Genomic DNA, 13,399 nt, shown 5'->3' with positions numbered 1-13,399 from the left:
CGTTTATTTGGAAGACCGATTAACCAAATCACCAGTTAAACTAATAAACAAAATGATAATTTACAACGTAACCACAAACATACACGAAAGCGTTCAAGAGAAATGGATGATTTGGATGCAACACAAACACATTCCTGAGATGTTGGCCACAGGAAAATTCACTTCGGCAAAGATGGTTCGTGTTTTAGTAGAAGAAGAAATGGGTGGATTCACCTATTCGGTACAATATACGACTGATAGTAAAGAAACTTTACAAAAATATTACCTTGAAGACGCACCGACATTACGCGAAGAAGGAATACACTTATTTGGAGACAAAATGCTATCTTTCAGAACGGAATTGGAAGTGATTTCAGAACACTAGAAGAAAGTGGTCAGTGGTCAGTTTTTAGTAATCAGTTTAAAAAATAAAGCGGCTACAGATAAAATGGATTGCTACAGATTCTTCAATATTTAATATAAAAAATCCGTGAATATCAGTAAAATCCGGATCATCTGTGTTCCATTTGAATATGATATTTAAACATAGGACACTTTGCGCCCTCGTGCCTTAGCGGCAAAAAACAAACCTTTGTGCCTTATTAGCCAAAAACAAACAAAATGGAAAAAGTAAAAGCCAAAAAACACCTCGGACAACATTTCTTAAAAGATGAAAGCGTAGCGCAAGCCATCGCAGAAACAATCAATCTGGAAGGTTATGACGAAGTATTAGAAATTGGTCCAGGAATGGGTGTTTTGACCAAATATTTATTGGAAAAACCAATCAACACTTATGTTATCGAAATTGACACCGAATCAGTGGATTATCTCAATGCTAATTATCCCAAATTACACGGTAAAATCATCTCAAAAGATTTCTTGAAATACGATATTAACGAAGTTTTCCAAGGAAAGCAATTTGGAATAATTGGGAATTTCCCTTATAATATTTCAACACAAATTGTTTTTAAAACATTAGAACTTCGAGACCAAATACCAGAATTTGCGGGAATGTTTCAGAAAGAAGTGGCCGAACGGATATGTGAAAAAAAAGGAAGTAAAACCTATGGGATACTTTCGGTTTTGGCGCAAGCATTTTATGATGCCGAATATTTGTTTACTGTGGATGAGCACGTTTTTATACCGCCACCAAAGGTAAAATCGGGTGTTTTGCGTTTGCGAAGAAAAAAAGATTATAGTTTACCATGTGGAGAAAAACTTTTTTTTACGGTCGTGAAAACTGCTTTTCAGCAAAGAAGAAAAACATTGAGAAATAGTTTAAAAACCTTAAATTTGTCAGATAAATTAAGAGAAGACGAAGTGTTTAATCTACGTCCAGAACAACTTAGTGTAGAACAATTTATTGAATTGACCCAAAAAATCGAAGCCGATGGAGTTTAAAATCAGCAAAGAATTTGTAAAAGAGTTAGAACAACTCATTCAAAATAAAGACGACCAGCAATTGGAAGTTTTATTGAATGATTTGCACCACGCTGATGTTGCAGAAATTCTTGACGAGCTCGATTTTGATGAGGCTACCTATATTTTCAAGGTTTTAGATAGTGAAAAAACCGCCGAAATTCTTCTAGAGTTAGAAGATGACTTACGTGAAAACATATTAAGCCGACTTTCAGCAAAAGAAATCGCAGAAGAGCTTGACGAATTGGACACGGATGACGCTGCGGATATTATTGCAGAACTTTCTCAGTCGATGAAGCAAGAAGTAATTTCTGAGCTTATTGATGTTGAACACGCAAAAGACATTGTCGATTTGTTGCGGTATGACGAAGATACTGCAGGTGGGTTAATGGGAAAAGAGTTAGTAAAAGTCAATGAAAATTGGAACGTATTAACTTGTGTCAAGGAAATGCGAGCACAAGCCGAAAACGTATCTCGAGTCCATTCTATTTATGTAGTTGATGATGAAAACCGATTAAAGGGGAGATTATCACTCAAAGATTTATTAACGACTTCAACAAAAACACATATTTCAGAAATATATATTAACAAAGTAACTTTTGTAAATGTTGATGCCGAAGATGTCGAGGTGGCGAGAATCATGCAAAAATATGATTTAGAAGCTATTCCTGTCGTAGATGCCATGGGAAGATTGGTGGGACGAATTACCATCGATGATATCGTGGATGTAATTAGAGATGAAGCTGAAAAAGATTACCAATTAGCAGCAGGTATTACCCAAGACATTGAAGCTAGCGATAGTATTCTTGAATTGACTAAAGCGCGTTTACCATGGCTATTAATCGGGATGATAATTGAAATAGTTGCATCATTTGTATTAAAAGGTAACGAAGGTGTTTTTCAAAAATATTCAACATTAATAATTTTTGTACCCTTGCTTTCTGCAACAGCAGGAAATATTGGAGTGCAAGCCTCGGCGATTGTGGTTCAAGGGTTAGCAAATGGTTCTTTAAAAGAATTTAGCCGGAGTTATTTTAGTAAAGAGATAGGAGTTGCCATGATATCAGGCTCTATTATTTCATTGCTTTTATTGGGATATCACTCCATTATGTATCAGCAATATCTTGTAGGTTTGGCAATATCGATTTCAATGGCAGTTGTAATATTATTTGCAGCAACTTTAGGAACCTTGGTTCCGCTTTTTCTACATAAAAACAAAATTGATCCTGCGATAGCAACAGGTCCATTTATTACAACGGCTAATGATATTTTTGGGATAATTATTTATTTTGGAGTAGCAAAAATGATATTAGGATATTAAAAAATTTAAAATGAAAGTACACATAATAGGTGGAGGAAACTTAGGGGTTGCAATTGCTAAAGGGATTGCCAAATTTTCAAAAACAAACCAAGTTACGGTAACTAGAAGAAATACGTCTAGTATCCTTCATTTGGAACAATTAGGAATTACTGTTTCAACGGATAATACGCATGGAATTCAGCAAGCAGATGTTGTTATTTTGACTATAAAACCCTATCAAGTGGATGCGGTTTTAGCTGAAATTCTTCCTGTAATTTCTAATAAAGTAATTGCTTCTGGAGTAAGTGGTTTGTCAATCGAAAATTTGCAAAGTAAAATTGGTAATTCTAATTATGCTATCCGAATCATGCCAAATATAGCAGCACAATTTGGAGCTTCGGCAACTTGTATTAGTTTCAATGAAAAACATAGTGATCAAGCTCAAAATGTGGTTTCACTTTTTCAAGATTTAGGAACAGCTCCTATTATTGACGAAAAATTAATGGATGCTGCTACTGTTTTAGCAGCTAGTGGGACTGCTTTTGCTTTGCGTTATATTCGAGCCTCTATGCAAGCAGGTATCGAAATAGGTTTTGACTGGCAAACATCATTAGCCATTTCTGCTCAAACCGTAAAAGGGGCTGCCGAGATGCTTATGGAAGAGAAAGTACATCCAGAACAGTTAATCGACCGTGTTACTACACCGCAGGGTTGTACTATTGCAGGCTTGAGTGAAATGGAAACACATGGTTTCAGTTCTTCACTAGTTCGTGGAATCAAAGCGGCTTTAAAAAAGATAAAAGGATAATTTGAGAATTAAAAGGAACAGAAAGGTGTTTAGTATCAATTACTAAACACCTTTTTTTTGTTAATTTAATTTTACTTTTGGTGTTTTTTATTTTTTTTAGCTTTTTCTTTAAGGATGATTTTTAACCAAATGAAGCCAATACTTCCTGAAATAAATGAAGCAATTATAATGGCGATTTTTGAACTGACTTTCACTTCCTCATTTCCGGGAAAAGCCAGAAGTGTAATAAAAATTGACATGGTAAATCCAATTCCACCTAACATTCCAGCACCAATAATACTGCCCCATTTCAAATCTTTTGGCAACGAACAAAGTCCTAAACTAACACCAATAAATGATAAAAGCCAGATGCCTAAAGGCTTTCCAATAACAAGACCTAAAATGATGCCCAATGAATTCGACTGATTCAAGCCTTCACTCCAATCAGAAGGAATGGAGATACAGGTATTTGCTATAGCAAATAAAGGTAGAATCACAAAGGCAACTGGTTTGTGTAAAAAATGTTGGAGCTTATAAGAAGATGATTTTTTCTTTCCATCTCCAAAGGGAATTGCAAAGGCCAACAAAACACCTGTAATTGTAGCGTGAACTCCAGAGTTAAGCATAAAATACCACATGATAACCCCACCAATAAGATAAGGAATTAGGCTGTACACTTTCATTCGGTTAAGGATAAGTAAAATACCAAATATACCCAAAGCAATGGCTAAATTTACAAAAGCTATAGTTGTTGTATAGAAAATTGCAATCACAATTATGGCTCCTAAATCGTCCATTACAGCCAAGGCAGTAAGAAATACTTTTAAGGAAGTTGGAACTCGATTTCCCAAAAGAGACAAAATTCCTATGGCAAAGGCGATATCAGTAGCCATTGGTATACCAGAACCATTTTGTGTTGCTGTTCCAAAATTAAATAATAAAAACAAACCAGCCGGAACTAGCATTCCTCCAATTGCGCCAAATATAGGAAGCGCCGCATTTTTGATACTGGTTAATTCGCCGTGATAAATCTCTCGTTCTAATTCTAGTCCAATAAGCAGAAAAAATATAGCCATTAACCCATCATTTATCCAATGAGTGATGGAATGATGACCTATATTGGTTGTCCAAAATTGGATATATTCGATTTGAAAAGGGGAATTGGCAAGGGATAGCGATAGAATAGTTACAAAAAGTAAAAGCAGTCCACCAGCTTTCTCGCTTTCGAAAAATTCTGAAAACATTTTTGTTACTTTCATATATGGATTTGGTTTTAGTCGTTTTCTGGGAATATTTAAATTCTGAAAAAACAGATGATTTGAGTTTTATTTTTGCAAACTTACTTATTTATGAGACTAATTTCTCCATACAAAAGGTTAAACCACTATTTTTTTGTTAATTTGGTATGTCAAATTTAGCAATACTTTTTATGAATATCAAAATCCTTCACATCGATAGCAATCACCCATTACTTTGGGAACAATTGCAACAAGCGGGATTTATCAATCACGAAGATTTTATTTCTACAAAAGAAGAAATTGAATCAAAAATCCACGAATATCAAGGTGTAGTTATCCGCAGCCGATTCAAAATAGATAAAGTCTTTTTAGACAAAGCGACTCATTTACAATTCATTGCTCGTGTTGGTGCTGGTTTAGAAAGTATCGATTGTGAGTATGCAATAAGTAAAAATATTGAGCTTATCGCAGCGCCAGAAGGCAACCGAAATGCAGTTGCCGAGCATTCCTTGGGAATGATTTTATCGCTTTTTAATAATTTGAATCAAGCCGACAATGAAGTAAAATCAGGCCATTGGAACCGAGAAAAAAACCGTGGTCATGAACTTGACGGAAAAACCGTTGGAATCATTGGTTACGGAAATATGGGAAAATCATTTGCTAAGAAATTGCGAGGTTTTGAGGTGGACGTTTTGTGTTATGATATTCTGAAAAATGTGGGCGATGCCAATGCCAAACAAGTTTCACTCGAAGAATTGCAGCTAAAAACCGATGTGTTGAGTCTGCATGTTCCTTGGACACCTGAAACAAATAAAATGGTCAACTCAGCATATATCAGCGCTTTTGCAAAATCGTTTTGGATAATAAATACGTCAAGAGGAAAAAATATTGTCACATCCGATTTGGTTCAAGCAATGAAATCAAATAAAATTCTTGGTGCTGGCTTGGATGTTTTAGAATATGAAAAATTGTCTTTTGAAACCTTGTTTCAAGACAAAGAAACACCGGAGGCTTTCCAGTATTTATTGAATGCTAAAAACGCAATTCTCACCCCACATATTGCTGGTTGGACCTTTGAAAGCCACGAACGATTAGCCCAAGTTATTGTCGATAAAATCAAGTTGAAATATTTTGGTCAAACCAAAACGCAATTAACAGAAAAAAGAGTTACTGGAATTGGAGGTATGTTTTTCAAATCAACGAAACCAAAAGAATTGCTAACTTGGTATGGGAAACATTTGGGATTAAAAACAGATGATTATGGTTCGACTTTTTGGTGGAAGGACACCAATGGAAATGATTGTTCTACCCAATGGTCACCGTTTGCAGCAGATACCAATTATTTTGAGCCTAGTGAAAAACAGTTTATGCAAAATTTTCGCGTATTTGATTTAGAAAATTTGTTAATTAAATTATCCGAAGAAGGTGTAACAATTATAGGGGAGATGGAGACTTATGAGTACGGAAAGTTTGGTTGGATACTGGATCTTGAAGGAAATAAAATAGAACTTTGGGAACCAATCGATAAAGCTTTCGAGTAATTACTATTAATTATAACAAACTAATTTATTACCAGAGAATGGAAACCACAAAAACAGAACATTGGAACCGACCAAACAATAATATTCCAGTATTTAAAGTAGATCCTTTATTAGTGTTGATCTTAGGTGTTATTACGTGTGGCTTGTATCATATTTATTGGAATATCAAAGTAGCCGAGGTCCTAAATGCAGTTTCAGAACGAGAAATAATTTCATCACCTGTTGCTGTTTTTGCAGGATGTTGTTTTCCCATTAATGTGTATTTCTTTTATTTGGCAGGTAGAGAAGGTTTACCTGAAGTGTATAAACGCATCGGATATCCACAAAAAGACGATTCTACATTATTGATAATTTTGGGGTTTTTCTTTCCAATGGCTGCCGCAATGATTGTTCAAAATGACATCAATAGACTTTACAATTAATACAAAATCCAGACGTAAAATTTACGGAATCTTAGGTGCTTTTATAACGCTGATGGTTCCGAATATTTTGCTTTTTTTTAATCAAGAAAATCATCTTGATACCGCTCAATCTTTTTGTCCTTTCAAGATGCTTACCGGTTTGCCTTGTCCTGGATGTGGCATCACAAAATCGATGGTCTATTTTTATGAAGGAGATATTCTAAAAAGCGTTTATTATCATATTCTAGGCCCCTTAGTAATTGCGTTTTGTATAGTAACAATTGTAGTTCTCAGTACAGAATTAATAACCAAAAAGGAATATTTTAACAAATGGCTTTTTAATAAAAAACTAGCGTATGGTTTGGGAATTTTTTTAGCAACCTACCATTTTATTCGGATAATTTATTTCATTAAAACCAATTCAATTGATGATATTTTGCATCAATCCATTTGGAGATAAACTTAATATTTGATCACGATGATAGGGTTTGTATTCTGATAACTGCCAATTAACTAATCCTCTTTTTCGGCCAATTTTCGTTCTAATTCAGTTTGAAATTCTTCCATAACTGGCTTTACGGTGCTTTCTGGAATGTCGGAAATTCTAATGTACATTAAACCATCAATGGCATCATTAAACAATGGATCTACATTAAATGCCACTACGCGTGCATTTTGTTTGATGTATTTTTTTATCAAAACAGGCAATCGCAACGAACCTGGTTCTAATTCATCAATTATTTTGTCGAATTTGTTCAAATCAGCCTCCGCTTCATCAAAAATAAAATCTTTATCGGCATCTTTTAACTTTACTTTAAATGCTTTTTTAGGATGGATGTATTGAGCGATATAAGGATCATAGAAATTGGATTTCATAAACTCAATCATCAAAGATTTTGAAAAATTAGAAAATTGATTGCTAATACTCACTCCGCCTAGTAAAAATTTATGTTCAGGATGACGTAATGTAATGTGTATAATTCCTTTCCAAAGTAAGAAAAGAGGCATTGGTTTTTGTTGGTATTCTTTAATAATAAAAGCGCGACCCATTTCTATTGAACTGTGAAGCATATCGTGTAATTCGGGTTCAAATCTAAAAAGATCAGTTAGGTAAAAACCGTCCACACCATATTTAGGATAAATATCGGAACCTAATCCCATTCGATACGCTCCTGCAATTTTTTGTGCATCACAATCCCATAAAAAAAGGTGTCGGTAATATTTATCGTAAGCATCAATGTCTATAGATTCGTTGGTTCCTTCGCCAACTTCTCTAAAAGTTATTTCTCGTAATCGTCCTATTTCGTGAAGCACATTTGGAATATCATGAGCTTCACCAAAAAAGACTTCGTAGTTTTTACTTTGCAATAAACGCAATTCATTATTTCGTAGTAAATTTATTTCATTTATGATTTTTTCTTGACTTGCACCAGTAACAATTGCTTTAGGATTCTTTGGGAGTTTTAAATTTGGTGTTGGTAAAAAAGGCGTTTTCTTTTCGAATGGATTCGCCAACATATATGTTTTTCGTCTTAAAAACTCCGAATATTCTTCAATTGATTTGTATTCGTTTTGTTCAGCAACAGAAATCGGTTTACCTATTCGTACTTTAATAGCTCTATTTTTTTGGCTAAATACTTCCGAAGGTAATTTAGCAGTTCGTAAAGTACTACTGAATTTAGAAAGAAAATAAAAAGACCAGCTGTTTTTTGCATGAAAATAAATAGGAACAACGGGAACTTGTGCCTTACGGATTACTTTAATCGCTCCTTCTTCCCAGAGTTTATCGACCATTAATTTCCCATCTTTATAGGTAGAAACTTCCCCAGCAGGAAACATACCTAGTGGTTTTCCGTCTCTCAAATGGCGTAAAGTTTCCTTAATTCCCACCACACTTGATTTAACATTTTTGAGGTTTTCAAAAGGATTAACAGGCATTATATAAGGCTTTATCGGATCAATTCGATGTAGTAAGAAATTGGCAATAATTTTAAAATTTGGCTCTTTTTCGAGCATTAATTTCAAAAGTAATATACCATCAATTCCACCTAATGGATGGTTTGATATAGTTATATAAGCACCGTCTTTAGGTAATCGTTTAAAATCCTGCTCGGGAATTTCGAATTTTATTTGTAAATCATCTAATAAAGCATTTAAAAATTCTACTTCTTTTAAATGTTTATTTCTGTCATATAGTTTGTTAATCGTAGAAATTTTAAGTACTTTCATCAATAACCATCCAGAAAAAGTGCCTAAAAATCCGTACTTATCTGTATTAATTGTTTTGGCAACTTCTTTAGCAGTAACTAAACCCATATTTTTTTTGTGTTGAGCGAAAAACAAAGATAGCAAAAAACTCCATTTTCTTTCTTTTTAGCCTTCAATCTTTATAGTTTTTATTACATTTGAATTTCAAAAAACACACAATGAAAATCATTTCTTATAACGTAAACGGCATTCGTTCCGCAATCTCAAAGGGTTTTATTGACTGGATACAACAAGCTAATCCAGATGTGATTTGTCTTCAGGAAATAAAAGCCAATCCGGATCAAATTCCCTTATTGGATTTTGAATTAGCGGGTTATCCTTATCATTATTGGTTTCCAGCTACCAAAAAAGGCTATAGTGGCGTGGCCATATTGTCTAAAATTGAACCTAAAAAAGTGGTTTTTGGTGCTGGTATTGAACATATGGATTTTGAAGGAAGAACCATTCGTGTTGATTTTGAAGATTTGTCCGTAATGAGTTTGTACTTGCCTTCAGGTACTAATATTGAAAGATTAGAACATAAATTTATGTTTATGGACGACTTTCAAAATTATATTAATGAATTGAAAAAAGAAATTCCAAATCTTGTGATTTGTGGAGATTATAATATTTGCCATGAAGCAATAGACATTCATGATCCTGTTCGTAACAAAAAAGTATCGGGATTTTTACCCGAAGAAAGAGCTTGGTTGGACACTTTTATGAAAAACGGATTTATAGATAGTTTTCGATTTTTCAACAAAGAACCCGATAATTATACTTGGTGGACGGTAAGAGTTCCCACAGCAAGAATCCAAAACAAGGGCTGGAGAATCGATTATTGTTTGGTTAGCGAACCTTTAAAACAAAAACTGAAAAGAGCCGTTATATTACCAGAAGCCAAACACTCTGACCATTGTCCGATTATGGTGGAAATAGAATAAATAGGAATTTCAATTTCAATGGCAATGACACTTTCAATGAAAATAAGAATAATAAAATAATAAAAAAATGATAAAAAAAATCTCCCTTGGTTTGTTAATACTAGCGCTTTCAACTTCCTGTGTTTCTAAGAAAGTATACAATGATTTGCAAAGTAAATATGCCGATTCCAAAAAAGAAAATAGAAGCATTTCTGATGAAAATGCCGATTTACAAAAAGCCAAAAGTCAACTCGAAATAGAGAAAAAAGCCTTGCAATATGATTTATTAAAATTGAAAGAAGATCGCAATAAGTTACAAGCAGACTACGATGCTTTGAATCAAAAAAATGGATTATTGAACGACTCTTATGATGCATTAGAAAAAAATAGCAGTGAAGCGTTGAAGGCCAATATGGCGAAAAACCGTGAATTGTTAGAACAACTGGGAGCTAAAGAAAAAGCATTGGCACTAGAACAAGACCGTTTGAATGCTAGCAGTAAGAGATTAAACGAATTAGAAGCTTTGATTGCTGCAAAAGAAGCAGCCATGCTTAAATTAAAAGAAACTTTATCAAATGCCTTAAATGGTTTTGAAGGCAAAGGCTTGACAATTGAGAAAAAAAATGGTAAAGTGTATGTGTCTATGGAAAATAAATTGCTGTTTAATTCCGGTAGTTGGGCTGTAGGTACAGAAGGAAAGAAAGCAGTAGTTCAACTAGGGAGTGTTTTAGGAGATAACCCAGACATTTCTGTTTTAATTGAAGGTCATACGGATAATGATCCTTATGGAGGTTCAGGACCGATTGCTGATAACTGGGATTTATCTACCAAAAATAGCTACAGCAATTGTAGCGATTTTGAGCGAAAACAAAGCAATCGACAAAAAGAATCTTACGGCTGCTGGTAGAGGTGAATTCTCACCTTTAGTAAGTAATGCTACTGCTGAAGGAAAAGCTAAAAATCGTAGAATCGAAATTATTCTAACGCCAAGATTAGACGAAATAGCAGAAATGTTAAACGAAATCAACTAAATTTTGTCAAAAGGCGAAAGTCATAAAGTCTTAAAGAAAAATCTTTAGCTCTATGACTTTCGGCTTTATAACTTTGAGACTTTATGAAATACACCACATTACCCAATACCGATATTAAAATCAGTAAAATATGCCTTGGTACCATGACTTTTGGACAACAAAATACTGAAGCCGAAGGTCACGCCCAAATGGATTATGCACTTGAAAGAGGCGTTAATTTTTTTGATACAGCCGAAATGTATTCGGTTCCAGCGCGTGAGGAAACTTATGGTAGCACTGAAAAAATAATTGGAACCTGGCTTAAAAAATCAAAACGTAGAGAAGAAATTGTTTTAGCATCAAAAATAGCAGGACCAAGTCCGACATTTACCTATATGCGAGATAAAATAGACTTCTCAGCTGCTAGTATACAAGTGGCTTTAGAACAAAGTTTGCGCCGATTACAAACTGATTATTTAGATTTATATCAACTGCATTGGCCAGAACGTAAAACAAATATGTTTGGACAACGTGGTTTTAAAGTCCAAGACGATTCTTGGGAAGACAATATACATGAAGTTTTAGAAACATTAGAAGGTTTTGTCAAACAAGGGAAAATTAAAAACATTGGTGTTTCAAATGAAAATGCTTGGGGAATTATGCGTTTTATCGAAGAAAACAAATATCATAATTTGCCAAGAATAAAAACGATTCAAAATCCGTATTCGTTGCTCAATCGCGTGTTCGAAGTGGCTTCTTCCGAAGTTTGTATGAGAGAAAATGTAGGTTTGTTGGCCTATTCACCTTTGGCTTTTGGAGTTTTATCTGGAAAATTTTTAACAGGCGAAAGTCACCCAAATGCCCGAATTAATTTATTTCCGCAATATACTAGATACAGTAGCCCTCAATGTACCGAAGCGACAAAAATGTACCAAGTAATTGCACAAAAAAACGGTTTGACACTAACCGAAATGGCTTTGGCATTTGTAAACCAACAAGCTTTTTTAACAAGTTCTATTATAGGCGCTACGACTATGGAACAATTAAAGGAAAACATCGCTTCGATTGATGTGGTTCTGACTGATGAAATTATTGCAGAAATAAATGCGGTGCAAGCTATGATTCCTAATCCAGCACCTTAACTATTTAATTACAAAACGGTGTGTTGAAAGTTGTCCTTGGTCGTTTTTAATTGTCAAAATGTAAAAACCTTTAGATAGACTATTGGTTTTGATACTATTTTCGGTTTTATTTTCGGTTTTTTGCTGAAGTACCTTTTTACCTTGCAAATCATATAGGGTAATTTCTATAGGATAATTTTTTTTTGATTTTTGGATTACAATTTCTGATTTAGATGCATTATAATAAGTTGTAAATTTAGAAATATCAGGAGTGTTTATGCCTAATGATGTGTCGTTAATTTTGAAAATGGTGCCTTTATTTATGGCTGCAATATATAGTTCACCATTAGTATCTTCTCCAAAAGTTGAAAAATTGTTTCCTGTAAAAACTTCAGAATAGCTAATTGTTCCAGCTGTTGTCATCATTCCTATTTTTGGGTTACAGTAATCAGTAAAGAAATACAATCCTTTAAAGTTAGGGTAGCTTGTGCCATTATAAACGTATCCACCTGTAATTGAGCAAGCTCCTGTGGAGTGATTTATTACAGTGAGTGGAAACTTCATGGAAGATTGAGTAGGGCACGCTGTTGTGTTATACGCCGCATCTCCTTCATAACAACGCCAACCATAGTTTAAACCTGCTTGGGCTGTGCTTGCGATGTTGATTTCTTCAATGTTATTTTGCCCAACATCGGCAATATATAAATTGTTTCTGATTTTGTCAAAGGAAAATTTCCATGGATTTCGGAGTCCAATAGCCCAAATCTCATCGGCTCCCGTAACTCCCACATATGGATTGTCATTTGGGATGCCATAAGAAATACCAGAATTCACATCTATTCGAAGCATTTTTCCCAATAATACAGTACTGTTTTGGGCTCTATTTTCAGGATCTCCACCGCTACCGCCATCACCCGTACCAATGTACAAGAAACCATCGGGGCCAAATTTCAGGGTTCCTCCATTGTGATTGGCATAAGGCTGAACAATTGTTAAAAGAACACTACCACTTAAAGCATTGGCACTATTTAGATTTCCTGAATCCACAGCGTATTTGGCAATTACAGTATTCCCAGAAGTGTTTGTGTAATTGATAAAAAAAAGTCCATTAGAGGAATAATTAGGGTGAAAAGCCAAACCTAACAAACCTTGCTCTGAACCAGTGCTTACTAGACCAGAAATGTTAAGAAAAGCAGTGGGATTTATAGTTCCATTTGAATTTAATATTTTTATTCTGCCACCTTTTTCTACAACAAACAACCTACTGTCTCCGGCATTTGTAATTTCTACAGGACTTGAGAAACCTGATGCAAAAGTTTCCAATCCGATGGTTTGGGAACTTGAATAGTGCAAAGAAAACAACGTGAGCAATAAAACAGCTATTTTCATAATCAAATGAGGTTAGTTCATAATCTCAAATTTACAAATAAAAA

General features: G+C 34.4%; 11 protein-coding genes and 2 pseudogenes. 10 read left to right on the top strand and 3 right to left on the bottom strand.

All coding sequences use genetic code 11. The annotated features are described in order from the left end of the window. Positions 1-52 precede the first annotated feature (52 nt). The 4 genes from E0F76_RS02330 (at position 53) to proC (ending at position 3,506) form a co-directional block, all read left to right on the top strand. Positions 53-364 (top strand): DUF4286 family protein, encoded by a 312-nt coding sequence (locus E0F76_RS02330; RefSeq protein WP_132000861.1) that lies wholly within the window; start codon positions 53-55, stop codon positions 362-364. A 236-nt stretch (positions 365-600) separates the two neighbouring features. Further along, positions 601-1,380, top strand: a complete 780-nt coding sequence (rsmA, locus tag E0F76_RS02325; protein WP_132000859.1) for a 16S rRNA (adenine(1518)-N(6)/adenine(1519)-N(6))-dimethyltransferase RsmA — start codon at positions 601-603, stop codon at positions 1,378-1,380. Next, on the top strand, positions 1,370-2,719 hold the full coding sequence (gene mgtE / locus E0F76_RS02320) for a magnesium transporter (RefSeq protein WP_132000857.1): 1,350 nt from the start codon (positions 1,370-1,372) through the stop codon (positions 2,717-2,719). The genes rsmA and mgtE overlap by 11 nt, the downstream gene beginning before the upstream one ends. Positions 2,720-2,729: 10 nt before the next feature. Next, complete coding sequence (proC, locus tag E0F76_RS02315) at positions 2,730-3,506, top strand: pyrroline-5-carboxylate reductase (RefSeq protein ID WP_132000855.1); 777 nt, start codon at positions 2,730-2,732, stop codon at positions 3,504-3,506. Positions 3,507-3,577: 71 nt separating this feature from the next. On the opposite strand, the gene nhaA is transcribed toward proC, so the two are convergent. After that, positions 3,578-4,744 carry a Na+/H+ antiporter NhaA gene (gene nhaA / locus E0F76_RS02310; protein ID WP_132000853.1) on the bottom strand — a complete coding sequence of 389 codons (1,167 nt, stop codon included), beginning with the start codon at positions 4,742-4,744 and terminating at the stop codon, positions 3,578-3,580. Positions 4,745-4,914: 170 nt separating this feature from the next. Here nhaA and E0F76_RS02305 point away from each other — a divergent pair. The 3 genes and pseudogenes from E0F76_RS02305 to E0F76_RS02295 form a co-directional block, all read left to right on the top strand. Further along, positions 4,915-5,853, top strand: a pseudogene (locus E0F76_RS02305) (2-hydroxyacid dehydrogenase); the annotation flags it as partial. A gap of 449 nt (positions 5,854-6,302) precedes the next feature. Continuing rightward, on the top strand, positions 6,303-6,686 hold the full coding sequence (locus tag E0F76_RS02300) for a DUF4234 domain-containing protein (protein ID WP_132000851.1): 384 nt from the start codon (positions 6,303-6,305) through the stop codon (positions 6,684-6,686). After that, positions 6,661-7,125, top strand: a complete 465-nt coding sequence (locus E0F76_RS02295; RefSeq protein WP_132000849.1) for a DUF2752 domain-containing protein — start codon at positions 6,661-6,663, stop codon at positions 7,123-7,125. Before E0F76_RS02300 ends, E0F76_RS02295 begins: the two co-directional genes overlap by 26 nt. 53 nt (positions 7,126-7,178) lie before the next feature. On the opposite strand, the gene E0F76_RS02290 is transcribed toward E0F76_RS02295, so the two are convergent. Beyond that, positions 7,179-8,981, bottom strand: coding sequence for a GNAT family N-acyltransferase (locus E0F76_RS02290; RefSeq protein ID WP_132000847.1), 1,803 nt, complete (start codon positions 8,979-8,981; stop codon positions 7,179-7,181). Between the two features lie 110 nt (positions 8,982-9,091). Between E0F76_RS02290 and E0F76_RS02285 the strand changes: the two genes are divergently transcribed. From E0F76_RS02285 to E0F76_RS02275, 3 genes and pseudogenes are all read left to right on the top strand, one after another. Next, positions 9,092-9,856: an exodeoxyribonuclease III gene (locus tag E0F76_RS02285; RefSeq protein WP_132000845.1), complete on the top strand. Its 765-nt coding sequence runs from the start codon at positions 9,092-9,094 to the stop codon at positions 9,854-9,856. Between the two features lie 67 nt (positions 9,857-9,923). Further along, a pseudogene (locus E0F76_RS02280) lies at positions 9,924-10,866 on the top strand (OmpA family protein). A gap of 83 nt (positions 10,867-10,949) precedes the next feature. Beyond that, positions 10,950-11,987 carry an NADP(H)-dependent aldo-keto reductase gene (locus E0F76_RS02275; RefSeq protein WP_132000843.1) on the top strand — a complete coding sequence of 346 codons (1,038 nt, stop codon included), beginning with the start codon at positions 10,950-10,952 and terminating at the stop codon, positions 11,985-11,987. Here the strand turns inward: E0F76_RS02275 and E0F76_RS02270 are convergent, their stop codons facing one another. Further along, positions 11,988-13,355, bottom strand: a complete 1,368-nt coding sequence (locus tag E0F76_RS02270) for a PQQ-dependent sugar dehydrogenase (RefSeq protein ID WP_132000841.1) — start codon at positions 13,353-13,355, stop codon at positions 11,988-11,990. Between the last annotated feature and the right edge of the window lie 44 nt (positions 13,356-13,399).

Origin of the sequence: Flavobacterium cellulosilyticum (genome assembly GCF_004349355.1) — a bacterium.
GTDB lineage: Bacteria > Bacteroidota > Bacteroidia > Flavobacteriales > Flavobacteriaceae > Flavobacterium > Flavobacterium cellulosilyticum.
The sequence above is the reverse complement of the archived record's forward strand: the minus strand, read 5'-3'. Positions and strand labels throughout refer to the sequence as shown.